The organism is Rhodococcus sp. ARC_M6, assembly GCF_022810305.1.
GTDB lineage: Bacteria > Actinomycetota > Actinomycetes > Mycobacteriales > Mycobacteriaceae > Rhodococcus_F.
Map to the genome: position 1 here is coordinate 1 of NZ_JALGQH010000050.1, position 25,082 is coordinate 25,082.

At 61.8% G+C, this 25,082-nt stretch carries 26 protein-coding genes and 1 pseudogene; 15 read left to right on the top strand and 12 right to left on the bottom strand.

Translation table 11 applies throughout. The features are described from left to right. The 4 genes from MTX36_RS28470 to MTX36_RS28485 all read left to right on the top strand — a co-directional run. The coding region (locus tag MTX36_RS28470; protein WP_243623018.1) for a YncE family protein at window positions 1-531 on the top strand (531 nt) is incomplete at its 5' end. Between the two features lie 221 nt (window positions 532-752). Continuing rightward, a complete protein-coding gene (locus tag MTX36_RS28475) occupies window positions 753-1,229 on the top strand; it encodes an OsmC family protein (protein WP_243623019.1) in 477 nt (158 codons plus the stop codon). Then, the gene (locus MTX36_RS28480; protein ID WP_243623020.1) at window positions 1,222-2,256 is read left to right on the top strand and encodes a nucleoside hydrolase; all 1,035 of its coding nucleotides are present in this window, start codon (window positions 1,222-1,224) and stop codon (window positions 2,254-2,256) included. The genes MTX36_RS28475 and MTX36_RS28480 overlap by 8 nt, the downstream gene beginning before the upstream one ends. Before the next feature lie 230 nt (window positions 2,257-2,486). Continuing rightward, window positions 2,487-3,437: a sulfite exporter TauE/SafE family protein gene (locus tag MTX36_RS28485; RefSeq protein ID WP_243623021.1), complete on the top strand. Its 951-nt coding sequence runs from the start codon at window positions 2,487-2,489 to the stop codon at window positions 3,435-3,437. A 227-nt stretch (window positions 3,438-3,664) separates the two neighbouring features. Here the strand turns inward: MTX36_RS28485 and meaB are convergent, their stop codons facing one another. The 3 genes from meaB to mutA are packed head-to-tail and all read right to left on the bottom strand — an operon-like array spanning window position 3,665 to window position 8,819. Beyond that, complete coding sequence (meaB, locus tag MTX36_RS28490; RefSeq protein ID WP_243623022.1) at window positions 3,665-4,657, bottom strand: methylmalonyl Co-A mutase-associated GTPase MeaB; 993 nt, start codon at window positions 4,655-4,657, stop codon at window positions 3,665-3,667. A 17-nt stretch (window positions 4,658-4,674) separates the two neighbouring features. Next, window positions 4,675-6,927, bottom strand: a complete 2,253-nt coding sequence (scpA, locus tag MTX36_RS28495) for a methylmalonyl-CoA mutase (protein WP_243623023.1) — start codon at window positions 6,925-6,927, stop codon at window positions 4,675-4,677. Next, window positions 6,924-8,819, bottom strand: a complete 1,896-nt coding sequence (gene mutA, locus MTX36_RS28500) for a methylmalonyl-CoA mutase small subunit (RefSeq protein ID WP_243623024.1) — start codon at window positions 8,817-8,819, stop codon at window positions 6,924-6,926. Before mutA ends, scpA begins: the two co-directional genes overlap by 4 nt. Window positions 8,820-9,203: 384 nt before the next feature. Between mutA and MTX36_RS28505 the strand changes: the two genes are divergently transcribed. The 6 genes from MTX36_RS28505 to MTX36_RS28530 all read left to right on the top strand — a co-directional run bounded on the left by MTX36_RS28505 (window position 9,204) and on the right by MTX36_RS28530 (window position 13,380). Continuing rightward, the gene (locus tag MTX36_RS28505; protein WP_243623025.1) at window positions 9,204-9,911 is read left to right on the top strand and encodes a TVP38/TMEM64 family protein; all 708 of its coding nucleotides are present in this window, start codon (window positions 9,204-9,206) and stop codon (window positions 9,909-9,911) included. A gap of 31 nt (window positions 9,912-9,942) precedes the next feature. Further along, the gene (locus tag MTX36_RS28510; protein ID WP_243623026.1) at window positions 9,943-10,539 is read left to right on the top strand and encodes a hypothetical protein; all 597 of its coding nucleotides are present in this window, start codon (window positions 9,943-9,945) and stop codon (window positions 10,537-10,539) included. 58 nt (window positions 10,540-10,597) lie between these two features. Further along, the gene (locus MTX36_RS28515) at window positions 10,598-11,008 is read left to right on the top strand and encodes a VOC family protein (protein WP_243623027.1); all 411 of its coding nucleotides are present in this window, start codon (window positions 10,598-10,600) and stop codon (window positions 11,006-11,008) included. Window position 11,009: 1 nt separating this feature from the next. Beyond that, on the top strand, window positions 11,010-11,621 hold the full coding sequence (locus MTX36_RS28520) for a glyoxalase (RefSeq protein ID WP_243623028.1): 612 nt from the start codon (window positions 11,010-11,012) through the stop codon (window positions 11,619-11,621). A gap of 129 nt (window positions 11,622-11,750) precedes the next feature. After that, window positions 11,751-12,215: an effector binding domain-containing protein gene (locus MTX36_RS28525; RefSeq protein WP_243623029.1), complete on the top strand. Its 465-nt coding sequence runs from the start codon at window positions 11,751-11,753 to the stop codon at window positions 12,213-12,215. 313 nt (window positions 12,216-12,528) lie between these two features. Further along, the gene (locus MTX36_RS28530; RefSeq protein WP_243623030.1) at window positions 12,529-13,380 is read left to right on the top strand and encodes a hypothetical protein; all 852 of its coding nucleotides are present in this window, start codon (window positions 12,529-12,531) and stop codon (window positions 13,378-13,380) included. A gap of 91 nt (window positions 13,381-13,471) precedes the next feature. Here MTX36_RS28530 and MTX36_RS28535 read toward each other — a convergent pair whose 3' ends face one another. From MTX36_RS28535 to MTX36_RS28565, 7 genes are all read right to left on the bottom strand, one after another. After that, window positions 13,472-14,026, bottom strand: a complete 555-nt coding sequence (locus MTX36_RS28535) for a TetR/AcrR family transcriptional regulator (protein WP_243623031.1) — start codon at window positions 14,024-14,026, stop codon at window positions 13,472-13,474. Window positions 14,027-14,045: 19 nt separating this feature from the next. Further along, window positions 14,046-14,732 (bottom strand): ABC transporter ATP-binding protein, encoded by a 687-nt coding sequence (locus MTX36_RS28540; RefSeq protein WP_243623032.1) that lies wholly within the window; start codon window positions 14,730-14,732, stop codon window positions 14,046-14,048. Beyond that, entirely contained in the window at window positions 14,729-15,859 is a 1,131-nt protein-coding gene (locus MTX36_RS28545) for an ABC transporter permease (protein WP_243623033.1), read from the bottom strand. Before MTX36_RS28545 ends, MTX36_RS28540 begins: the two co-directional genes overlap by 4 nt. 143 nt (window positions 15,860-16,002) lie before the next feature. Beyond that, complete coding sequence (locus tag MTX36_RS28550) at window positions 16,003-16,758, bottom strand: succinate dehydrogenase/fumarate reductase iron-sulfur subunit (RefSeq protein ID WP_243623034.1); 756 nt, start codon at window positions 16,756-16,758, stop codon at window positions 16,003-16,005. Between the two features lies 1 nt (window position 16,759). Beyond that, window positions 16,760-18,691 (bottom strand): fumarate reductase/succinate dehydrogenase flavoprotein subunit, encoded by a 1,932-nt coding sequence (locus tag MTX36_RS28555; RefSeq protein ID WP_243623035.1) that lies wholly within the window; start codon window positions 18,689-18,691, stop codon window positions 16,760-16,762. A 25-nt stretch (window positions 18,692-18,716) separates the two neighbouring features. Next, window positions 18,717-19,535, bottom strand: coding sequence for a hypothetical protein (locus tag MTX36_RS28560; RefSeq protein ID WP_243623036.1), 819 nt, complete (start codon window positions 19,533-19,535; stop codon window positions 18,717-18,719). Then, window positions 19,532-19,819, bottom strand: coding sequence for a hypothetical protein (locus tag MTX36_RS28565; protein WP_243623037.1), 288 nt, complete (start codon window positions 19,817-19,819; stop codon window positions 19,532-19,534). The genes MTX36_RS28560 and MTX36_RS28565 overlap by 4 nt, the downstream gene beginning before the upstream one ends. A gap of 405 nt (window positions 19,820-20,224) precedes the next feature. On the opposite strand from MTX36_RS28565, the gene MTX36_RS28570 reads away from it, so the two are divergent. The 5 genes and pseudogenes from MTX36_RS28570 (at window position 20,225) to MTX36_RS28590 (ending at window position 23,963) form a co-directional block, all read left to right on the top strand. After that, window positions 20,225-20,731 carry a DinB family protein gene (locus MTX36_RS28570; protein ID WP_243623038.1) on the top strand — a complete coding sequence of 169 codons (507 nt, stop codon included), beginning with the start codon at window positions 20,225-20,227 and terminating at the stop codon, window positions 20,729-20,731. 123 nt (window positions 20,732-20,854) lie between these two features. Next, window positions 20,855-21,352, top strand: coding sequence for a hypothetical protein (locus MTX36_RS28575; RefSeq protein WP_243623039.1), 498 nt, complete (start codon window positions 20,855-20,857; stop codon window positions 21,350-21,352). Between the two features lie 174 nt (window positions 21,353-21,526). Further along, a complete protein-coding gene (locus MTX36_RS28580) occupies window positions 21,527-22,168 on the top strand; it encodes a dihydrofolate reductase family protein (protein WP_243623040.1) in 642 nt (213 codons plus the stop codon). A 54-nt stretch (window positions 22,169-22,222) separates the two neighbouring features. Beyond that, on the top strand, window positions 22,223-22,879 hold the full coding sequence (locus MTX36_RS28585) for a HEAT repeat domain-containing protein (protein ID WP_243623041.1): 657 nt from the start codon (window positions 22,223-22,225) through the stop codon (window positions 22,877-22,879). 17 nt (window positions 22,880-22,896) lie between these two features. Then, window positions 22,897-23,963 (top strand): annotated as a pseudogene (locus MTX36_RS28590) (MerR family transcriptional regulator). Here the strand turns inward: MTX36_RS28590 and MTX36_RS28595 are convergent. Together MTX36_RS28595 and MTX36_RS28600 are read right to left on the bottom strand one after the other, a co-directional pair. Then, window positions 23,875-24,666 carry an MHYT domain-containing protein gene (locus MTX36_RS28595; protein WP_243623042.1) on the bottom strand — a complete coding sequence of 264 codons (792 nt, stop codon included), beginning with the start codon at window positions 24,664-24,666 and terminating at the stop codon, window positions 23,875-23,877. The pseudogene MTX36_RS28590 and the gene MTX36_RS28595 overlap by 89 nt on opposite strands. A gap of 25 nt (window positions 24,667-24,691) precedes the next feature. After that, a partial coding sequence (locus MTX36_RS28600; protein WP_243623043.1) for an ATP/GTP-binding protein occupies window positions 24,692-25,082 on the bottom strand: 391 nt, incomplete at its 5' end.

Consider the following 25,082-nt stretch of genomic DNA (forward strand, 5'->3'; position numbering starts at 1 on the left):
ATCGCATTCACACCCGACGGCAGTCGCGCCTACGTCACCAACCGAGAGAACGGCACGGTATTGACCATCGATACCGATCCCACATCCCCCACCGTCAATACCGTCACCTCCACCATCCCGGTCGGCGAGAGTCCGGGCGCGGTCGCCATCACCACCGACGGTAAACACGCCTACGTCACCAACGAGCATGGCCGTTCGGTGTCGGTGATCAAGATCGAACAGACACCCACCGTCACCGGAACCCCGCCCACCGGCGTACTTGGCCAGTCCTACGGCTACGACTTCACCGTCGCCGGACAGCCTCGCCCGGTGAACGTGACCGCCACCGGGCCATTGCCGGACGGACTCACACTCACCAAAGCCGGGGTGCTGACCGGAACACCCACCAAGGCAGGAACATTCAACTTCACCGTGATCGCCTCCAATAGCATCGGCGAGTCCGCTCCCTTGGCGGTGACGATCGAGATCACCGACACCACCTTGCCGTCGACCGGGTCACTCGGATTCCTCGGCGCCATCTTTGGATCATGACCACGATGTGCTAAAACGATAAGCTTCCACATTCCACTGGTTGAAGTGCAATGTCAGCGACGCCCGGCCGGGGTACCCCAGCCGGGCGTCGCCCGTACGTAGAGTTCGACGAACGCCATCCCCCCGCGAGTTGTGTGCAATTACGAACATCGCCCCACAATCGACCCCACTGTCGCGAAGTTGGTGCCAGGCAACTCGAGATTTCAAGGCAAGATAGACCCGTGAAGTCGCATACCTACACCCTGGATCTGCAGTGGACCGGCGACCTGGGGACCGGCACCTCCAGCTCACAGGCATACTCGCGTGACCATTCCGTCTCAGCAGACGGAAAGCCCGAACTGCTCGGAAGTTCCGATGCGTCGTTCCGCGGCGACCCCGAGCGCTGGAACCCCGAAGAACTGCTGGTCGCGTCACTCGCTCAGTGCCACATGCTCTGGTACCTCGGTCTTGCTGCCGAAGCCGGCGTAGTCGTACTCGACTACACCGATCAGCCCGTCGGCACCATGATCGAGGAGGCAGACGGGGACGGTCAGTTCATCGAAGTAACCTTGCATCCAACAGTTTTGGTGGCTGATTCATCGATGGTCGAGAATGCAGCGGCGCTTCACGGCCCTGCCCATGCCAAATGTTTCATCGCACGTTCCGTGAACTTTCCGGTCCTGAACTCCCCGACAACTGTGGCGGCCAGCAATGAATGAACAGCACAAACTGATCGTGGACGTCGATACCGGCATCGACGACTCCCTTGCCCTCCTGTACCTCCTCGCCAGCCCCGAAGCCCAGATTCTGGGGATAGCGAGCACGGCCGGGAACGTCCCCGTCGAGCAGGTCGCTGCCAACAACCTCAACTGGTTGGCGCTCTGCGGAGCCCCCGCGATCGAGGTTGCACTGGGCGCCACAGTGCCCCTGGTGATCCCGCTGCGCACCACCGAGGAAACTCACGGACCTCAAGGCATCGGTCACGCAATACTTCCCGATTCCGGGCGCGAGTTGTCGGTACGGACAGCCACCGAACTCTGGGTGGATCTGGTTCGCGAATACCCGGGTCAGATCACCGGACTGGTGACCGGACCGCTGACCAACCTCGCTCTGGCGATCAGGGTTGAACCGGACCTCCCGAATCTGCTGAAACGACTGATCGTCATGGGCGGGTCCTTCAACTACCCCGGAAACACAACTCCGACAGCCGAATGGAACGTCTCCGTCGATCCACATGCAGCCAAGGAAGTCTTCGACGCGTTTTCCGTCGTACCGGCGCACCGGCGCCCGATCATCTGCGGCCTCAACGTCACCGAGTCCATCGAGATGTTCCCGGAACATGTGCGTCGACTCGCCGAGGCTGCGGGCAGCACCCCGGAAGAGATCATCTCCCCCGACGACGGTCCCGACGTCCGTAGCAGCGCATCCAACAGCGTCATCCGACATACTTCCGACGCCATTCGCTTTTACATGGAGTTCCATCGGGACTACGACCAGGGCTTTCTCGCCCATATGCACGATCCGTTTGCCGCTGCCGTCGCGTTGGATCCGTCGTTGGCAACAATGAAGCCTGCAACCGTGGATGTCGAAACCGAGAGCCCACTGCTGATCGGGACCACCGTCGCCGACTGGGTGGGCCATTGGAAACGTGAACCCAATGCGGATATTGCGGTCAACACGGATCCGGCAGAATTTTTCGATCGACTTGTCCACCGTGTGGGAAAGTATGCCCGCGCTGTGGGTTGACCACGGCTTCAGCGGTTATGCTCCGAAGGACAGTGAACCAACGAACGAGAGATTAGGGTCCCGACGTGCAGATTCCCAGCCACGATGCCTCACCGGCATTCGCGCTCGGATTGATGGCGTTCTGGCCCACTCGTCGTAGCGCATGCTTCGATCAGGCGTGTTGCTGAGCGGCGATTCTCGCTGCCTGCACCCCTGACTTTGTCGCTACTTCGCTCGGAGTCTGTTTCCTCATGTTCAACCTACTGTTGTTCACCCTTGTCGGTGCCGGCGCTCAACTTGTCGACGGCGCTCTCGGTATGGCATTCGGTGTCACTGCGACGACCCTGTTGATGATCGGCGGGCTCGGCCCGGCGCAAGCAAGTGCTGCAGTGCATTTGGCCGAAGTCGGTACCACGTTGGCTTCCGGGCTCTCACACTGGAAGTTCAAGAACATCGACTGGAAGTTGGTCGCCAAGCTCGGCGTACCGGGCGCGATCGGCGCTTTTATCGGTGCAACAGTGTTGTCCGGCCTGTCCACCGAAGCCGCGGTACCGATCACGGCCACCATTCTGATTGCAATCGGTGTCTATGTGGCACTGCGCTTCTCGGTGCGACCGCCTGCTACCGCGCAGGCGCGAACTACGCCGCACAGTGCGCGCTTCCTGTCGCCACTCGGATTGTTCGGCGGTTTCATCGACGCCTCCGGCGGCGGCGGTTGGGGTCCCATCACCACCAGCACACTGCTCTCGCGCGGAAAGACCGCTCCTCGAACCGTTATCGGTTCGGTCAGCGCGTCGGAGTTCCTGGTCGCGTCGGCCGCCTCACTCGGATTCCTGGTGGGATTGGGCCGCGAATCGGCCGGTAACCTCCTGGTCGTTGCAGGTTTGGCACTCGGCGGAGTGATTGCCGCGCCCTTCGCAGCGTGGCTGGTCAGCCGAGTACCGGCGACCTTGCTGGGCACTGCAGTCGGCGGCGTGATCGTTCTGACCAATACCCAGAAAATGTTCAAGTCCTTCGATATCACCGGGGCAGTCACGGTCGCCGGGTACGTGGCCATCTTCGGCGCCTGGGTCGCGCTGCTGGTCTACGCCTGGCAGCGTTCCAAGCTCACTGCAGCCGAAGCTCAGGGCGAGTTCGCCGGCATCGAACTAGCCGTCGAGAAAGAAATCAACGAACCTTCGATCCAGCCCGAAAATCGATAGTCACCTCGCACACACAAACACCTCCGGCGCGGTCATGCCCGGAGGTGTTTGCGGCGAAGTTCGGTGTACAAGAAACTCGACGCACACAATCGGGACGAAGCAATTGCAAAAGCGCATGCTCTGCGGTTCATCTGACGTTAGTCCCGAGAACAAAGCAGCGTGGTCGTTGCAGTTCCCCAGCTCGGAGAATTTCAACGACCACGCTGCCCATACCCTGACGAACGCTTCTAGCTGCTTCCGTCGAATGCGTCGAGAATGCGCTGAGCGGCCAGCGCCGCCGTCAAGGAGCCATCGCGCACACTCGTCTCGACATCTGCGCGGATCGCACGGACCCGCTCGTTACTCGAAAGTCTGCGCAGCAGTTGGTCGTTGACCATCGTCCACGTCCAGTCGACTTGCTGCTGTCGACGCTTCTCCTCGAACTGACCTGCTTCGGTGAGCACCTCACGATGCTTGACGACGGTTCCCCAGAACTCGTCCAACCCGAGGCCCTCGAGGCCGCTCATCGTGATGACAGGCGGCTTCCAGATGGCGTCGTGCGGATAGATCAGACGTAGCGCCCCGGCGAGTTCGCGAGCCGCACCCTTCGCTTCACGTTCGTGCTTTCCGTCGGCCTTGTTGACGGCCACCAGATCAGCGAGTTCGAGGACACCCTTCTTGATGCCCTGCAACTGATCTCCGGTGCGGGCGAGTGTCAGGAAGGTGAAGCAGTCCACCATGTTTGCGACGGTGACCTCGGATTGACCGACACCGACCGTCTCCACCAAGATGACGTCGAAGCCTGCGGCCTCGAGCAACACGATGGTTTCGCGGGTTGCTTTGGCAACACCACCGAGCGTGCCGGACGTCGGCGACGGCCGAATGTACGCGTCGGGTTCGACGGTAAGCCGAGCCATGCGCGTCTTGTCGCCGAGAATGGAACCGCCGGTACGGGTGGACGACGGATCGACTGCCAACACCGCAACGCGATGTCCCTTGCCCAGCAAGTACATTCCGAGCGCGTCGATGAATGTCGACTTGCCGACGCCGGGAACGCCGGTGATGCCGATGCGGTGCGCTCCCCCTGCCTCGGGCAGCAACTTCAGGAGAAGTTGCTGAGCCAGGGCGCGGTGGTCGTCGCGAGTGGATTCGACGAGGGTGATTGCCTGAGCGAGGCCGGCGCGCTGGTTGGCGCGCACGGCCTCGGCAAGGGAATCAATGTCGATGGTCCTACGTGCCATCTTCAGTGAACCCCTTCTCAGGTGAGATCGTGACCCAGGGCGACGGCCAACTTCTCCAACAATCCGCTGGCAGCGTCGGCGATGACCGTGCCGGGCGGGAAGATCGCCGTAGCGCCTGCCTCGTACAGTTCGTCGAAGTCGCCGGGCGGGATAACGCCGCCGACAACGATCATGATGTCGGGGCGACCGGCCGCAGCCAGAGCTTCCCGCAATGCCGGCACCAAGGTGAGGTGACCGGCTGCCAACGACGACACACCGACTACGTGGACGTCGTTGTCGGCCGCCTGGTTGGCGACCTCTTCAGGGGTCTGGAACAGCGGTCCGACGTCCACGTCGAATCCGATGTCGGCGAAGGCCGTGGAGATGACCTTCTGGCCACGGTCGTGACCGTCCTGGCCCATCTTGGCGACGAGGATGCGGGGACGACGTCCCTCTTCCTCGGCGAACTTCTCGACCAGCTTCATTGCATTGCTGATGTTGCTCACCGATCCTGCCTCGTCGCGGTATACGCCGCTGATGGTGCGGATTTCGGCCTGATGACGTCCGTACACCTTTTCGAGGGCGTCGGAAATTTCGCCGACGGTGGCCATAGCCTTTGCTGCGACCACGGCGAGGGCGAGCAGGTTGTTCTCCATGCCACCTTCGGCGGAGGCAGCGGCGCGGGTGAGGTTCGCGAGCGCAGCTTCGACGGCATCCGAATCACGTTCCGCGCGAAGGGTAACCAGCTTTTCGAGCTGTTCCTTGCGCACCTTGGAGTTCTCGACCTTGAGAACCTCGATGGTGTCGGCCTCGTCGGGAACGTACTTGTTGACACCGATCAGCGGCTGGCGACCGGAGTCGATGCGGGCCTGGGTACGTGCTGCGGCTTCCTCGATACGGAGCTTCGGAATGCCTTCGTTGATGGCCTGAGCCATGCCGCCGGCCTCTTCGACCTCGGCGATGTGCGCGCGTGCCCGGTTGGCGAGCTCGTTGGTGAGCCACTCGACGTAGTACGAGCCGCCCCACGGGTCGATGGGACGCACGGTGCCCGATTCCTGCTGCAGGAGCAGCTGGGTGTTGCGGGCGATGCGAGCGGAGAAGTCCGTCGGCAGAGCCAACGCTTCGTCGAGCGCGTTGGTGTGCAGCGACTGGGTGTGGCCCTGAGTAGCGGCCATGGCTTCGACGCAGGTACGCGGAACGTTGTTGAAGACGTCCTGCGCGGTGAGCGACCAACCCGAGGTCTGTGAGTGGGTACGCAGCGACAGCGACTTCGCGTTCTTGGGATCGAACTTGGCAACAAGTTCAGCCCACAGGAGACGGCCGGCGCGCAGCTTGGCGACCTCCATGAAGAAGTTCATGCCGATTGCCCAGAAGAAGGACAGGCGCGGCGCGAACGTGTCGATGTCCATACCGGCTTCGAGGCCGGCGCGGATGTATTCGACGCCGTCGGCGAGGGTGTATGCCAACTCCAAATCGGCTGTGGCACCGGCTTCTTGGATGTGGTAACCCGAGATGGAGATGGAGTTGTACTTCGGCATCTCAGCACTGGAGTAGGCAAAGATGTCGGAGATGATCCGCATGGACGGCTTGGGCGGATAGATGTAGGTGTTGCGAACCATGAACTCTTTCAGAATGTCATTCTGAATTGTTCCGGCCAGCTTGTCCGGGCTGACACCCTGCTCGGCTGCCGCAGCAACGTAGAGCGCGAGGATCGGCAGCACGGCGCCGTTCATCGTCATCGACACCGATACCTGCGAGAGGTCGATTCCGTCGAACAGCTGACGCATATCCAGGATGGAATCGATTGCCACACCGGCCATTCCGACGTCGCCCGCGACGCGCGGGTGATCGGAATCGTAGCCACGGTGCGTCGCGAGGTCGAAGGCGACCGACAGGCCCTTCTGGCCGGCCGCGAGGTTACGACGGTAGAACGCGTTGGACTCGGCAGCCGTTGAGAAACCGGCGTACTGGCGAATCGTCCACGGCTGGTTCACGTACATGGTCGGGTACGGACCACGCAGGAACGGTGCGGCACCGGGGAAGCTGTCCAGCGGGTAGCCGGACTGCGCAGCGGCATCGCGGTCTGCGCCGGTGTACACCGGCTTGACGTCGATACCTTCCGGGGTGGACCACACAACCTGCTCGGCGGCGTAGTTGTTGGCGGTGGCACCCTCTTCGATGAGTGCCTGCGTCTGCTGTGCCGACGGCGGGGTGGGTACCGGAGACTGCGGGTCCTCGAGTGGGACCTCGGCGAAACTGCCGATCACGTGCTTGACCTCTCGTGTCGTCACTTGGAGCTTCCCGTCTCGATGAAGTCGAGCAGTTCGGTCAGTGCCGAGACTGCGTCGATGCGGGCTGTGAGGAATCCGTCCGGGCGGTTCTCGCCCGTAGCGTCGGCGACTGCCTTTTCCGGTCCGGCCAGCAGCACCTTGGTGATACCGGCTGCGCGGAGTTCCGCGACAGCGGCTGCGGCATTTTCGCCGTAGCGCTTGTCAGTGCCACACAGCACGGCGACGGTCGCACCGGAAGCCTTGACGGCTGTGGAAATTGCGTCGGCGCCAACCTCGAGCTGACCGGGGTTGACGGCGTCGATTCCGCCCGAAGCGAGCAGGTTGGACGCAAAGGTGGTGCGCACGTTGTGTTCTGCGACGGAGCCCAGGGGGGCGAGCAGAACGGTCGGGCGGGCACCGCCGGCACTCAGGAACGCGTCCGAGCGATCACGCAGAGCCTCGAAAGCGGCTGCGTAACGGGCAACTACCTGACCCGGCTCGACGGCTGCCGCGGAGAGCGGATCCTCGCCGAGGTTCGGGAACTCGTTGACGCCGGTGACGGGTGTCTTGCGGTGTGCGATGTCGGAGTCGCGCTTGGCCTTGGTAGCGGCGATGCGATCGGAGACGATTCCCGCCTCGAGCGCGGCCAGGTATCCACCGGCTGCCTCGATTTCCTGGAAGAACTCCCACGCCGTAGCGGCGATCTGCTGCGTCAGGTCCTCGACGTACCAGGAGCCTGCCGACGGATCCAGCACGCGGCCCAGATGCGACTCTTCGAGAAGGAGCAGCTGTGTGTTGCGGGCGATGCGCGCCGAGAAGGACTTGGTGACACCGAGTGTGCCGTCGGCCAAGGCGACGTCGAACGGAAGAACGGTGACGGCGTCTGCTCCGCCGACGCCCGCGCCGAACGCAGCGAGGGTGGTACGCAACATGTTCACCCAGGGGTCCCGCTGAGCCATCATCGCGGCCGAGGTGACCGCGTGCTGCGGCGCTCCACCGAAGTCGGATGCTCCACAAACCTGCGCGATACGTGCCCAGACGAGACGTGCGGCACGGAACTTCGCGATGGTCTGGAACTGATCGTCGGTAGCCGAGTAGCGGAATGCCAACTGCTGCAATGCAGCTCCGATGGTCAAGCCGTTTTCTGCGGTGAGTGCGCGCAGGTATTCGAGGCCTGCTGCGATCGCGGCTCCGAGTTCCTCGGCGTCGCCGGCGCCCGCATTGTGGAATGCGGTGCCGTCGACGGTGATCGCGTGCACGGTTTCGGTGCGAGCTGCAGCGAGTGCTGCAAGTTCGACGGCTTCGGCCAGATCGACGTCGGCTGCACCGGAGAAAGAACTGGTGAGCGGAGCGGCACCGAGGTGGACGCGGATGCTGGTGCGTTCACTGACGCCGTCGCCGGCTTCGGCGCGAGCATCGAGGAGTGCCAACACTGCACGAGCAGCTGCACTTGCCTCGGCGCCGGCGTCGAGTGTCAGCGGAGCGAGATCGAGGAGAACGCCGTCGAGTGCTGCGGCGAGGTCAGCGACGGGAACGCCGTCGACGCCGGCCTTGAGCCAGAGTGCACTGACACCGTTCTCGAGGGAATCGAGGATGGTGCGATTGGTGTCAGCGGCGGAGGTGGTTCCGAACTGCGCGGAAACCAACCAGCCGGCGTTGACGTCGCGGTGGGCGTCGACGCCACGCACGTACGGGAAGCTGCCCGGCAACGTCTGCTCGGGGCGCTCGTCGCGAGGACTGTAGAGCGGTGCGACAGTGACTCCGTCGTAGGTGACGGTTTCGAGCAGCTTCTGCGGCTCGGGGCCTAGTTCTGCTGCGTCGACTCGACGGGACTTGGCGAGCACTCCGGCGACGGAGCGTTGCCACTCCGCGTATGCCTGCTCGACAGCCTCGGCTTCTGAAGCTAATGACACTGTGTCCGCTGCCTCTCATTGTGCGTGAGCGTTATACCGGTAATCGGTTTTCTTCGTTAGTTCTGTGATGCTAACCCGCGTCAGGACGCACTTATCGTGAGGATCACGTCACGTTCGTAACGAGCGAGTCTGCTAGGGCCTGTTGTTACTGCCTGAACCCGCAGATGCAGCACACCCCAGGTCAATTTCCCAGTCCTTACCTAGCGATTGTTCAGCATGTTTGCGGGTTACCGGCGAGTAGTTTCATTGAGCAGGACAGTGCAGGTCACCTACCTCGACGAGGCAGTGGCGTTCATCACATGATGATGATCGTGGCGTGAATTCTCGGGTTTCTTACACAATGAACGCGAGCGTTCTGCACCGGCACCGGTAGCCTTAGGCCCTGTGATGCGGCGCCTGTTGGACCGAAGATTGATCGCGATAGTCCTGGTTGTGCTCGGTCTGTTCGCCGTAGCACTCCTGGCCCCCCACCCAACGGTGTCGCAGATGCGCGAGTGGGCAGATTCCGTCGGACCGACGTTTCCCCTCGTGTTCTTTCTAGTTCACGCACTTGTGACTGTCGCGCCCGTTCCGCGCACAATCTTCACTCTGAGCGCCGGCGTTCTGTTCGGTTCTGCGATGGGCATCGCTCTCACTATTGCGGCTACGACAGTCAGCGCAATCCTTGCCCTCTACTTGGTGCGCGCCATCGGCCGTGACGTCGTCTGGCAACGGATATCGAGTCCGACGATCAGGCGAGTGGACGAACGAATCGAGAAGCGCGGCTGGCTGGCAGTGGGCTCACTGAGACTGATCGCGTTCGCCCCCTTCTCCGTTGTGAACTACTGCTGTGGGATCTCGTCCATCCGTCTGACGCCCTACGTACTGGCCACCATGGTGGGGATTCTGCCCGGCACGGTTGGCATCGTCGTCCTCGGCGACGCCCTGTCCGGCGAAGCCGATCCGCGACTGCTCATTCTGTCGGGAATCTGCATAGCCGTCGGGATCGGTGGATTGCTGTTCGATGCACGGAAGACGACTGCGGATCTGAAGCAATATTCTACAAGTCAACCCATTGATATTGATCTTGCAAAGTCAACTGTTAAGGATTGACTTGCGATAGTCAACCTCTTACTATTGACCAATGTTCGTGTTGACGGTAGACCAACGGCGCAGTCGCCGTGACATCGATCGCGTCGAGAGCGTGCTCCACGATCTGAAATCCGCTCCCCTCCTTCGCCCATTCGACCGGACTGCCGGTGACGAAATTCAGGCCGTCACCGACGACCCTCACCTCGTGGTGAAACTGGTACTCGACCTCCTACGACGCGAATATTGGAGTGTCGGAATCGGACTGGGTCCCGTCGAAGAACCACTTCCGGCCCAGACACGCGCCGGTCGGGGTCCCGCATTCGAAGCCGCCCGCATTGCCGTCGAGCGCGCCAAGAAGGCCCCGGCACGCATCGCCGTCGAACAGGCACCGGCCGATGCAACCCTGGCCGAACGTGCCGCCGACATCGACGGTGCATTCACCTTGCTGGGCACAATCGTGATCCGCCAAACCCCGGACGGACGTGAAGCTATCGCCTTGATGGATGCCGGCCTCACTCAAGTTGCAGCAGCGCGCCAACTCGGAATCACCAAGCAGGCCATGTCGAAACGACTCCTGACCGCGGGATGGCAGGCCGAACTTGCCGGTCGACGACTCGCCGAGAGGCTCCTGACCCGATCCCAGATCTAGCCACAACCGATCAGGAATCAAGAAGCGCCCACGCGATCCGGCAACTAGCGTCATTTCCATGAACCTCACCATCCACTCCGCCTTCCTCCCCCACATCGATCACGAGGCTTCGCTCGCCTTCTACCGCGACATTCTCGGCTTCGACGTTCGCAAAGACGTCGGCTACAACGGGATGCACTGGATTACCGTCGGCCACCCGAACCAGCCCGACACCTCACTCGTACTGCACCCGCCGACCGCCGACCCCGGAATCACCGACGACGAACGCCGCACCATCACGGAGATGATGGCCAAGGGAACGTACGCCATCCTCACGCTGGCGACCCCCGACCTCGACGCGACATTCGCGCAGCTCGCAGCGAGCGGCGCCGAGATCGTCCAGGAACCTATCGAGCAGCCGTACGGAATCCGCGACTGCGCCGTTCGCGACCCAGCCGGCAACCTGATCCGGATCAACGAGGTGAAGTGACATGATCACGATCGAATACCTAACTCTCGAAGTCTCCGACCCCGCAGCCGCCGAAGTCTTCTACAAGAACTTCGGTGTCGAGGACCACGTGAAGGTCAGAGCCGCGGAAGCACCGACCGCCGGATTCCGCAGTTACACACTCTCACTCGTCGTATCCCAGCCGAACATTGTCGACGCTTTCCTCGGAGCCGCTCTCGACGCCGGCGCAACGACGCTGAAACCGGCCAAAAAGAGTTTTTGGGGCTATGGCGGCGTGGTCCAAGCACCGGACGGAGCGATCTGGAAAGTTGCGACCTCCTCGAAGAAGGACACCGGACCGGCAACCCGAGAGATCGACGACCTCGTGCTTCTTCTCGGAGTCGAGGACGTCAAGGCAAGCAAACAGTTCTACGTCGACCACGGCCTCGAAGTAGCGAAGAGCTTCGGACGCAAGTACGTCGAATTCTCCAGCCCCGAGAAAACCGTCAAGGTCGCGCTCTACGGGCGCCGTGCCCTCGCGAAAGATGCCGGCGTCTCCCCGGAAGGCACGGGATCACACCGCATCGTCATCGTCAGCGACGCCGGGATATTCACCGACCCGGACGGCTTCACCTGGGTAACCAACCACGACTGAAAACCGTTCCGGTCGTTCGCAGTTGTGCCAAGCGACTGTGGGATACGGTCACACTCCGCACCACCGCCTGGTGATGCGGAGTTTCGTGCATCCGAGCACAACTTCCGTTCATCGCCGAAGTGAGCCGCAATGAAGCTGGTCGAGCGACCCTTGACGATCATTTCCGGCTGGCCGGTCATGGGACCATTCGAACAACTCAGCACTCTCGTGCCCAATGCCTGGAAACGGTTTCTCGAAACGCAGCCTGGCATTGCTGTCCCGGCAGAAGGCTATGCAGAGATCAGCACCCATCTAGGCGATGGCGTTTATCACGAAGTTGTCGGCATTCTGCACGCCGATTCGGAGACGTCCCACCCCGAGGGACCAGTCACCATGACGATGCCAACAGGTCGGTACGTCTTCGCACGCCACGACGGACGCGTCGAAGACATCGGGCACACGTTCGGAGCAATGCAGAAATGGGCCAGTTCTCGTGAACTGACAGTCGGCCACCACAAACTTGATGTTGGATACAGACTGTCGAATGGGCCGGAGAAGCACGATCTGTACCTCCAACTTGTCGATCCAGCGGAAATTTCCCCTAATGCTCGGTAGATGAGGGACACCCAGTTGCCCTCGGTCCGATATCCGAATCTGGTCGCAGCAATGGCGTCACGAGCAGTTGATTGCAATTCTATTGGCCAATCTTTATTGGCACAGTTGCAAACTATGGTACAAAACCAATAGCCGTTACTCGTGATCACGGTCGCATAAGCGGGCGTCGGTGTACTCCTACGTTGCCGTCAAAACAAGCATGTCGCAGAAAGCCCCGCGTTTGCTCAGTGCATCACAAGATTTTCTCAGTCGCTTCATCGTCTCGCGCTGCAAGGCGTTCGAACGGTTTCTACACCGACCTCAAGGAGAACGAGTGATTAACAGTACTGCCCCCAAACGTCGCAAGCAGCTCTCTCGCCTGGCAATGATCGGAGGTGCCGTGGGCGCCTCGATGACCCTCATCGCGCCGACCGCGTCGGCTGCCCCCATCGTTCCGATCCCGGGTGGTGCCGTCTGCGATCCGGTCCTCACCGAAGGCTGCCTGTCCGTCGTGGTGAACAGTGGAACCTTCGCCAACAACGGGTTCAACTTGCCAATTGCGAACGGCGACATGATCATCGCCGGCAATCTCGGCGAGACGGACTTCATTCCGCGCGACGACGGCTACCTGGGCGTCTACAGCAAGCCGATGACCGTTCCCGGCGGCGTACTCGGCATCGACCTGCCATTCAACAACCTGTTCGGTCTGGCCGGGGTGAAGGCGACGGTCCAGGCCGTGGAGGTGCCGATCATCGGCGAGAACCTCACCACGTACGAGTTCACGCTGCCGGTGCGAATGAAAATCGAAAATGCGTTCCTCGGCGACAACTGCTACATCGGGTCCAAGGAATCCCCCGTGGTATTCGAACTCAAGGCTGCAAACCAGCCCGGCGACATGCCCGAAACCGATGTCACCACCGCGTATCCCGTGGGAACAGCCGCACTCACCAACGTCCAGACCGCCGACACCGACTTCGCGCTACCGGGCGCCACCGGGTGCGGTCCGTTCGGAGTGCTCAATCCGATCGTCAACTGGCGAGCCAAGGTGCCCAACACCACGGGCACGTCGCTGAAGACCACGGCCACCGGGTACTTCTTCCCGTCCACCGAAGCCCCGACGAATGCCACCGATCCCGTCGACGGACTGGCCGGCGAGAACGGCTCCGGCGGTTCCAGCGGAAGCTGAGCAATCGACTGTCCGGTCGATCCCCGAGGAGTCGACCGGACATCCAGGCTCGGCCTCGGCAGGCTGCGGCTCGCCTGAACAGGCACTGGTATTAGCGCCCCAGAACGTCGCGGACCGCTGCCCGAACTTGCTCGATGCTCTGACCGGACTCGATCAACTCGGTGCCCGTATGTACGAGCGAGTTGATCAGTTTGGCCGTTAACTTCGGGTCCGGCACGCCCTTAGTACGGAGCGCATCGACCAGGGGAAGCACCAGGCTGTCGTGCATCTCCATGATCCGTGAATCGCGAAATGTCTGCGGCGTCAGCGTTGCCAGCGCCCCGACGATCGCATGCTCACCGTCGGCAACGAGTTGGAGATTCGCATCGACGTACGCCCACACCGGGTCGTCGGCTCCGGCCATTGCTTCGACGATCTTGCCGTTCCAGCGCGGGAACATATCCTCGACGACAGCGCTGAGTAGGTCCTCTCGAGACCGGAAGTAGTGGTACACGCTGGACCGGGCAAGACCAGCCTTCGCGGCCACCTCGCCGAGTCCCGGCGGCTGATCCGGGCTCTCGGACAGGAGAGCGTGGGCGGCATCGAGGAGCGCACGGCGCTGAGCAGCGCGATGCTCACCGACAGTCGCGGCAGCGATTCTCGGCACCGAACCTCCTCGTATTTGCCTACTCGTGTTGAAGCAGTTGACCGTCAACCATTTCGAGGATGCGGTCACAGTGCACGAGCACGTCATGATCGTGGGTCACCATGATCGTAGCGACGCCCGCGTCATGGGTTTCGCGAGCCAGCAGTTCGACGACCTCATGGCTGCGCTTACGGTCGAGTGCCGCTGTCGGCTCATCTACGAGCAGTAGCGACGGATTGCTCATCAGTGCCCGCGCGATACCGACTCGCTGGCGTTCACCGCCGGAGAGTTGCCCGGGCCGCCGGTCGCCACGATGGCTCATGCCTACTGACTCGAGGAGATCGTCGACGTCACGACCTGGCCGTCCCGTGATCTTGGGGACAAGCCGCAGTTGGTCGCGCGCCGTCAGTGCCGGAATGAGGTTCCCGGACTGAAATACGAACCCGACCTTGTCGCGTCGTAATTTGGCCAAGGCGCGATTGGGCATTCCTGTCACGTCGAGGCCGTCGATGGAGACCGAGCCACTCGACGGACGACCGAGGCCACCGGCAACCGCGAGCAGGCTCGACTTTCCGGCGCCCGACGGTCCGACAATCGCGACTAGCTCGCCCCGTGGCACTTCCAAGCTCACGTCGTCGAGGGCAAGCACGGTGGAATCTCCGTCGCCGAATCGAAGGCTGACTGCGGTGAGCGCGAGTCCGGTGGTGGTCTTTTCTATGGTGGTCATCGGTTTTCTCCCAGCGCGGTGAGTGGATTGACACGGGTGACACGGACGATGGCAACAGCTGCGCCCATCAAGCCCAGTACGGCGAGCAGTATCGCGCCGTTGACGATGGGGCCGGATTCGAGCGCAAACGGCATTCCACCGCCTTCGAGTCCCGAGCCGAGACCGACTCCCAGCACGACACCGACCCCGATGGATCCGAGGAGCACGACGAGAGCCTGCAGCAGTCCGTCGCGCAACAGGAATCCGGTGGATGCGCCCATTGCGCGCATGACCGCCAGTTCGCGACCACGCTGCACGGTCCAGATACTGAAGAACGCGCCGACCACAAGGGCGGAAATTGCATACAGGAATGCCTTGATCATCGACATCGTCATCATTTCGGCGGAAAATCCCGGCGACGAGTCGAAGGAGTCCTCGAGTATCTTCGTCGACGTCCCGGCTGCGGCATCCCCCGCAGCGAGGTTCGGAACCACGTCGTTCGTGCCACGAATAGCGATGACGCTGGCTTCGGAATATGCACTGGCGCTCGGTGTTTCACCAAGCTTTGCGCCCGCGTGCACTTCCTGCCACGTGCGCAACGGCAGGTAGGCGACGTCGACGTGCCCGAAAGTGCGCTTGTCCTCGGTAAATCCGACCACCGTCAGCTCGGTACCGAGCCGATCGAGGATGACCGTGTCGCCGAGCTCGACCCCCTCATCACGAAGGGTAGTGCTGACGATGATGTCGGTGTCGGCGTGCAACGCCGCTCCCTCAGCAGGGGCCGGTTCGAGGAAAGTCCCCGGTTCGATACCGAAAAGTGTGAGGTCGACCGGGGTACCGCCGCCTGTCTTGGCGTTGACGATCATGTTCCCGAAGAGTTCGGCCGCTTCGACGTCAGGCTGTGCGCGCCACGCCTGCGCTTGCTCCTCGGTAACGACCGAGCGCGAGAACGCGGAGTCCGTTTTCGTCCCCTGCTCGAAAGCGAAGGCCTGGATCGGCGTCCGCTGCAACGCGGACACGCCGTCGTTCACCAAGCCGGACGAGAGTCCCGACAGGATCACCATCAGGATCGAGATCAGGGCGACTACGGCGCCCATCAGGAGGAATCGGTTGCGCGCAAACCACAGCTCACGCAGAGCGAGGAACATATCGGGAAGCTCCCAGGGAGTCGATACGGATCACGTCCACTTTTGTCGACGCTGTGTCGACATCATATCGACAAGATGTCGACATCCAACGTGATCTACGTTACTACGTTCCGTAGTAGCTACGTGCCGAGACCCGATCGACGTCAGTCACCGCCGCGACGAAAGAGCTTGTTACCCAGCCACACCAACGGGTCGTAGCGTCGGTCCACTACTCGTTCCTTCATCGGGATGATCGCGTTGTCCGTGATCTTGATGCCCTCCGGGCACACTTCGGTGCAACATTTGGTGATGTTGCACAGACCAAGACCGAACTGATCCTGGGCGGCATCCCGGCGGTCCGCCGTATCGAGAGGATGCATCTCGAGCTCGGCGACGCGGATGAAGAAACGCGGACCGGAAAACGCTTCCTTGTTGTCCTCGTGATCACGCACGACGTGACAGGTGTTCTGACACAGGAAGCATTCGATGCATTTACGGAATTCCTGCGAACGTTCGACGTCGACCTGCTGCATCCGGTACTCACCCGGAGCCAACCCGGTCGGCGGTGTAAACGACGGAATCTCACGCGCCTTGCGGTAATTGAACGAAACGTCGGTGACCAGATCGCGGATGACCGGGAACGCCCGCATGGGCGTCACCGTCACCACCTCATCCTCGGCGAAGGTCGACATCCTCGTCATGCACATCAAGCGGGGCCGCCCATTGATTTCCGCCGAGCACGATCCGCATTTGCCGGCCTTGCAGTTCCACCGCACCGCCAGGTCCGGAGTCTGGGTGGCCTGCAGGCGATGGATGATGTCGAGCACTACCTCGCCCTCGTTCACTGGAACCGAATAGTCCTGCAGATCACCACCGTCGGCATCGCCGCGCCACACCCGAAATTTCGCATCGTAGCTCATGTCAGGGTTTCCTTCCCGGATGGCCGGCGAGTTCGGCATCGGTGTAGTACTTGGCCAGCTCGTCGATCTCGAAGAGCGCCAACAGATCTGGTCGCATCGATGACTGAGGCTCCGAGGTGACCACCACCTCCGGCACGGCGGCGTCCGGATGCGCGGCCATATCCCCCACTGCGGCGCACACCAGCAGGGTGTTACGCCACTGGGCCTGCATCGCCGGATGGTCGTCCCGGGTGTGCCCGCCCCGGCTTTCGGTCCGCAGCAACGCGGCCTTCGCCACACATTCGCTGACCAGCACCATGTTTCGCAGGTCCACCGCCAGGTGCCACCCCGGATTGAACTGCCGATGTCCCTCCACCACCACGGCACCGATGCGTACCTTGATCTCGTCGAGTGTGCACAGCGCACGCTCCACTTCCTCGGCGGTGCGAATAATGCCCACCAAGTCGTTCATCGTCTGCTGCAGTTCCGTGTGCAGAGTGTACGGATTCTCGAGTGCAGCATGACTGCCCTGAGTCTCGAACGGCGAGAGCAGCATTCGCGCCGCCGCATCAATGTCGGCCGGAGCCACCACCGGGCGTGCGGGCAGCGATTTCACATACGTTGCAGCGCCGAGGCCGGCGCGTCGGCCGAATACCAGCAGGTCAGACAGTGAATTTCCGCCAAGGCGGTTGGAGCCGTGCATTCCGCCGGAGCACTCCCCGGCCGCGAACAATCCCGGCACGCTCGAAGACCCGGTGTCGGGGTCCACCTCGATACCACCCATCACGTAATGGCAGGTGGGGCCTACTTCCATCTGTTCCTTGGTGATGTCGACGTCTGCGAGTTCCTTGAACTGGTGGTACATCGACGGCAGGCGACGCTTGATTTCCTCCGCCGGCATTCGGGACGCGATATCGAGATACACGCCACCGTGCGGGGTTTCGCGCCCCTCCTTGACCTCGGTGTTGATGGCGCGGGCCACCTCGTCGCGGGGCAATAGATCGGGGGTGCGGCGGTTGTTCTCCTGGTCGTCGTACCAGCGGTCGGCTTCTTCTACCGTCTCCGCGTACTGGCCTTTGAACACCGGTGGGATATACGAGAACATGAAGCGGGCGCCCTCGGAGTTCTTGAGCACCCCACCGTCGCCGCGCACACCCTCCGTCACGAGGATGCCTTTGACACTCGGCGGCCACACCATGCCCGTCGGGTGGAACTGGACGAATTCCATGTTGATCAAGTTGGCACCTGCACGCAGGGCCAATGCGTGACCGTCTCCGGTGTACTCCCACGAATTGGACGTGACCTTGAAAGACTTGCCGATTCCGCCGGTCGCCATGACCACCGCCGGAGCCTCGAACAGCACGCAGCGGCCACTTTCGCGCCAGTATCCGAAAGCTCCGGAAATGCGGCCTCCGTCCTTCGTCAGTTCCGAAATAGTGCATTCGGCGAAGATCTTGATACGGGCCTCGTAGTCGCCGGTCTCCGCGAAATCTTCCTGCTGCAGCGAGACGATCTTCTGCTGCATCGTCCGAATGATCTCGAGTCCGGTGCGGTCACCGACGTGAGCGAGACGCGGATAGGTGTGCCCACCGAAGTTGCGTTGGCTGATCCGGCCGTCGGGAGTCCGGTCGAACAGTGCGCCATAGGTTTCCAGTTCCCACACCCGATCCGGCGCCTCGCGCGCATGCAGTTCCGCCATCCGCCAGTTGTTGAGGAACTTGCCGCCGCGCATGGTGTCCTGGAAGTGCGTCTGCCATGTGTCCTTTTCATTGGCGTTACCCATCGCGGCAGCGCACCCGCCCTCAGCCATCACGGTGTGGGCCTTGCCGAACAGCGACTTGCAGACCACGGCAACAGAGAGTCCCTGCTCTCGGGCCTCGATCACCGCACGTAGCCCGGCTCCCCCCGCCCCGATCACTACGATGTCGTAGTTGTGCCGTTCGACTTCGGTCATGTACTCCCCCTACCGGGTTCGGCGGTCAATTGAACAAACGCAGGTCGTTCACCGTTCCGCTGGCAACGAGCATGATGTAGAAATCGGTGATCATCAGCGTGCCGAGAGTGGTCCAGGCCAGCTGCATGTGCCGAGTGTTGAGTTTGCTCACCTGCGTCCACAACCAGTAGCGGATCGGGTGTTTCGAGAAGTGAGTGAGCCGCCCACCCGTGACGTGACGGCATGAATGGCAGGAGACCGTATACGCCCACAGCAAGCAGACATTGACGACCAGAATCAGTGTGCCGAGCCCGATCCCGAAGCCACCGTCGGCGCCGCGAAACGCGCGAATCGCGTCGTAGGTATTGATCATCGACACAAGAAGTGCGACATAGAAGAAGTACCGATGCGAGTTCTGGATGATCAGCGGAAGCCGAGTTTCACCCGAGTACGTGCGATGCGGTTCCGCGACAGCGCATGCCGGCGGCGACAGCCAGACGGACCGGTAGTAGGCCTTGCGGTAGTAGTAGCAGGTAAGCCGGAATCCCAGCAGGAACGGCAGTACCAGAAATCCAAGCGGGATCCACATCGGCAATTCACCGATGGGTGTGCCGAAATCGCTGGAACCCGGCGCGCACGAATCACTCAGGCACGGTGAGTAGAACGGGGTCAGATAGTGATAATCCTCGACCCAGTACGCAGTTCGGACAAAGGCGCGGATCGTCGCGTAGACGACGAACACCGACAAGCCCAGCACCGTCAGCAGCGGCGCCTGCCACCACCGATCGGTTCGCAGCGTGCGCGCAGCGATCCGCGCACGCGAGGGCGCGCCTACACCGTCGGCATCGACCGGCGGCGCACTCATGTGTCGTGATCTGCCGGGTGGCCACCTACACCCTCGTCGTCGGCGCCTTGCCACATCGACGCGTCGTACGGGGTGTCGGGCACTTGAATCCGCTCGACAGGTCTGTGATGCGTCAGGTGCGGCGGCGATACTTCGAGGTCGACATAATCGATCTCGAGCCGCTCCACATCGTTGACCAACCTGCGTACTGCTGGCGCGTCGCCGTACAACGACTGCAGCGACGCGACACAATGCCGGAGGTTGTCGACGGTCCGCCTGAGCTCGAGCATTTCTGTGGTTGACATAGACCTCTCCAACCAATCGGTAGAAGTGGTGACCCGTATCACGTTACGACATTGGCGCCGCAATGGCAGGTTTGTCCGGATTTGGGTCGCGGCTAGCTTGCGAACACTTGGGATACCCAGCGTCGTTCAAGGCGAGGATTCCTGTCCCAAAATTGCGCTATGCGATACGCTGCGCGGAAGCAGAGTTCTCTGACTGCCTCGGCCGCGATGTTGACGCTGGCCATTCTTGCGGCACTTCCAAGCGCACGTTCCCCGACTGCAATCGGATCGCCCCCTCCCTATCACGAGGCCCGTTTCTCGGCGCCGGAAGGTTCGCTGCCTTGGATTCCAGTTTTTCGTAACTCCGCCCGACCGAGACAGCGAACGGCTTTTAACCAACCAAACTACAGAATCGAGTGAAAACTTATGTCCACCAACATAATTACCACCGGCATGGAGCGGTCGATCATCGAGAACATGCTCGACCGCAACCGCGAAGCGCTCATCGAGACCGCCCGCGGCCTCTCCGATGCCGACGCCCGCCGGCTGCTCGTCGCATCGCTGACGACACCGATCTCCTTGATCAAGCATGCTGCTGCCGCGGAAAGGATTTGGTTCCAGCGGTTCTGGGCGGGACTCGGTGAATCCGAATGCGATGGATACTCGCGCCGCGACGAGGGCACCTTCGCTGTCGCCGACGACGAGTCGCTGGCAGATGTCATCGCCGAGTTCGAGCGCGCAAGCCAACGATCACGTGAGATCGCGTCCGGCTTCGATCTTGACGACACCATGGACACTCCCCGCGAGGGAACCGTCAGCATGCGATGGACACTGCTTCTCATGATCCAAGAGTTCGCCAGGCACGCAGGTCACGGCGATATCCTCCGCGAACAGATTGACAAGCTGGTCGTGCACAGCACTTCTGAACACTGAATGTCAGAAGACGATCACCGGAAGCCAAGGAAATCCTCCTTGCGGCCGGCCCCACAACCACGCCTCCATCACCGATGACTACCCTCGCACCAAAGAACAACCGACGCTGGGTGGGAGGTGTCCGTGGAGGCATTCCTCGCTCCACTCCTGTCTCCGGCCGGGCTGGTGCTTGCGCTACTGGGCACAATTATCTGGCTGTCCTTCAGCGCCACTGGTCGAAACACACGCAGGTCTGCGGCTGCAACCTCCGTGCTGCTGTCGATCTGTGGATCGATCGCCTTCCTCGGGTTCGCCGGCATCGACGACTACAACGACTTCCCCGGCTATACCTGCTCCCTGCGTGACGGGAACGTGCCGGATGGCTTCCCCTCCGACCGGCTCCCACCACCAGACCCAGACCTGGTAAGCAGGTTTCATCCCAATATCGCCTGGTCCCACGAGTACGAGCTGTTCCCTGCCGGCGTGCGCTGCACCTACTGGACCAGGGACGACCCCCGCGTCACCGTGGTCACCCACAGCCCCTGGGCGTACTCGGTGTGGATCTACGGACTAATCGTCATCGCCCTGGCCCAAGCCACGCGAGTGGTCAACCCTGACCTCCTCACCCGACGCGCCGGCTAACCCCCGGCGTGCGCGCGTTCCCATCCCTCTCATCAGGGGTGTCGGCACCGGTGTCTGTCTCTCGACTCGGCGATTGCTGCAATGGTTCGGAATTCGGACCGGTGCCGATGAGTTTTGCTTCCCCACCGAGTCTCAACCTCAGGACCACCATCATTGACAGTGACGGAGAACAAAATGAGCCAGCTACTGCGAGTCCAGAACTTCAACATCTCGAGCGACGGAATCGCTGCCGGACCCGACCAAAGCTTCGAGAGTCCGTTCGGACTCGATCCTGGGAAGATGTTCGCCTGGGCCGGCGCCACGGCCAGCTGGCCAATGCGCACCGATCCCGGTGGCAGCCGAGGCCTCGACGATTACTTCACGCGAGACTACGACCGCAACATCGGCGCCGAGATTATGGGCCGCAACAAGTTCGGTCCCCAACGCGGCCCCTGGGAGGACCACGAGTGGCTCGGCTGGTGGGGCGACGAACCCCCATTTCGTACTCCGGTATTCGTCATGACTCACCACACGCGTCCATCTTTCACGCTGTCCGACACCACGTTCCACTTCGTTGACGGCGACCCGGCAACAATCCTGGAACAGGCGCGAGAGGCCGCGCAAGACAAGGACGTACGACTCGGCGGCGGAGTGAGCACCATCCGGAAGTTCCTCGACGCTGATCTTGTCGACACAATGCATGTGGCGGTCTCACCGATGAAGTTCGGGTCTGGACTGAAACTCTGGGAGTCGCCCGACGAACTGCTCGACCGTTTCAACCTCGAGGTCATCCCCAGCCCCAGCGGCGTAAACCACCATCTGTTTTGGCGAAAGTAGTCGCCAGACTTGACCTTGACACAGTGACAAGGACTCCACTGGTCGACGAAGGAGGTGGTTGTCTTGAACACAACCAACCACGGTGAGCCGAATGCTCACCTCGTCAATGCTCTGGCCTCAGCCGACCCATCGGTTCGGCTACGGGCAGCGCTGACTGCCGGTACACACCCCGATCCGCAATTCCGGGACGCTCTGGTCGTTCGGTGTGCCGTCGAACCGGATTTCTTCGTCCGCGACATGCTGACCTGGGCGTTGTGCCGCCTGCCGGCTGAGAGCACGGTGCCGCGACTGGTCCAAGAGCTAGAGTCCGGCACCGTGCAGGCCCGCAGTCAGGCGCTGCATACTCTGTCGAAGATCGGGGATCGGCTCGCCTGGCCCGCGGTGGTTGCACTTCTGCACGACCCGCACGACGAGATCGCGCGCACTGCGTGGCGGACGGCCGCGGCACTGGTGCCTCCCGGCGACGAGGCAACGCTCGCGTCCGATCTGGCAACCGAACTCGGACGGGGTGACCGGCAGATGCAGCTGAGTCTGAGCCGTGCGATGGTGGGACTCGGAGAACCCGTCCTGCCGGTGCTCGACACAGCTGGAGCTAGTTCCGATCCAGACATTCGCGCCCATGCGGAAGCCACAAAGCAGCTCTACCTCGACCCTGACAGCACGTTCACCCTCTCACTCGAGATGGCGAAGCGCGTCGCAGTCGTCGGCTAGGAGATGTAGGAGATGAGATGTTGATCGGCGAGGTTTCACGTCAGTCCGGCGTCAGCACGCGCATGTTGCGGCACTACGACGCGTTGGGTCTGGTGAAGCCCACGGGCCGTACGTCCGGCGGCTACCGCGAATACTCTGCCGACGACATCCGGCGTCTCTTCCACGTCGAGAGTCTGCGGACTTTGGGGCTCTCTCTGAACGATGCCAAGCGCGCGCTGGACGAGCCTGATTTTGCACCAGCCGATTTGGTGGGTGACCTCATGCGGCACACGCGGGCGCGCATCGCTGCGGAGGAAGAACTACTCACGAAGCTCGAACGCGTCGACGCGGCCTCACCAGCGGAGTGGGACGACGTTCTGCGCATTGTCGCCCTGTTGCGAGCATTCGAATCTGAGTCGGCGGCGCACCGCAACAAGCGATCCTGTCGCAGAACGCGACAGCGTCGCTACCTGTCGATGCTCTGGTCGAGGCCTTCTTGTCGGAAGACGACGCCAATGTGGCTGGTGCACTTCAGTGGTCGTTGGCGAGGGTTGCCGGTCAGGGACTCGCGGCCCTGGCCAAAGGTCTCGACTCGGAGAAGGTCGGCGTACGGCGGCGGGCTGCTGCTGCGATCGCAGCCATCGACATCGCAGAGGCGACGGAACATCTGCAACGTGCGCTGAATGATTCGGATTCCGCTGTCCGGGACGACGCTGCCCTCGCTCTCGGAGCTCGCGGAAGCGTCGAGCCACTACCTGAACTCCTCGACATGGTTTCCGAAGGACGGCGCGATGTCGAGGCTGCCGAGGCATTGGGCCTGTTGACGGAGGTGGCATCTCCAACCTTCGACATAGCAAAGGCCCTCCAAGAAAAGCTCGACACCACAGATGACGTGCCCACGCGACTGCGAATCACACAGGCACTTGCGGAAATTCCCGGTACAGCGGCGCAGGAGGCCCTGGACAGACTGTCCCGCGACAGCGAGCGGACAATCGCGGCCACAGCAGCAGCGATCATTACCGGTCAGCGAACTCCAGAGCTTCGAAAGCGAGATCTTCAGCATCGGCGTCCATTTGGGCAGTTAGCTGGTCGGGAGCCGTCATAATGGCGACGATCGGCACGGCCAGTGCGAGGAGTCCGAGCACGAAGACGGGAAACAGGAACGCGAACACCCCGATGCCTTCGGGCGCCGGCGCCGACGGATCGTGCACCACGCGCACCGCGGCCATACCCGTGTAATGCATTCCGACGACGGCGATTCCCATGATCACACCGCCGATGAAACGTAGAACCGTGGATTCCAGGACCATCGTGAACCACAACGCTGCGGTACCGGCGACAACAGCGATCAAGACCGACAACGCGACAAAGTACATGTTGTAGTGAATCTCGCCTTGAAAGCGAAAGGCGCGCATACCCAGATAATGCATCACGTTGACCGCGATCCCCACCACGAGACCGCCGGCGAGAAGCTTGCTCAAGCGGTACTCGGTGCCGATGATCAACAGGCCGATGAACACGCCGGTCACGGAAATCACGGCAGAGACGATCGTCCACGCCAGACTGTATCGAATGGGGCTGCCGGGTACCGAAAACCCGAGCATCGCGATGAAATGCATCAGCCAGATTCCTACGCCGCCGATCGACAACGCACCCATGAGCAACCACAGCATCCGAGTCGTAGAGCGGCTGGTCTCCGCGGATTGACGTGTACACGCCAACCCGACAACCGATCCGACGACGGAAACGACGAAGGCGAGTCCGAGCAGCCAGAGTCCCATCGAGAAATGATGCATTTCATCCGACATGCTGGTTCCTTTCGATGCAATGGTGTTAAGCGAGTGCTGCGGTAGCAAGGCGTTCGAGCGAGTACTCGGTGACTGTGATCAAAGCCTGTTTAGCGGATGCGCGGTCGCGTGCGTCGATCTCGATCAGCGGAATCTGATCAGATAACGCCAACGCCTGACGAAGGTCGTGTGCAGAATGGATCGGTGCTCCATCGAAACGATTGACCGCCACAATGAACGGAAGCCCACGGGCTTCGAAGAAGTCGACAGCCGCAAAACTTTCTTCGAGCCGCCGCGTGTCGACGAGGATGACTGCCCCGATAGCGCCGGTGATGAGGTCGTCCCACATGAACCAGAAGCGCCGCTGACCCGGTGTTCCGAACAGATAGAGAACCAGGTCGTCGGCCAGCGTGATGCGACCGAAATCCATTGCCACC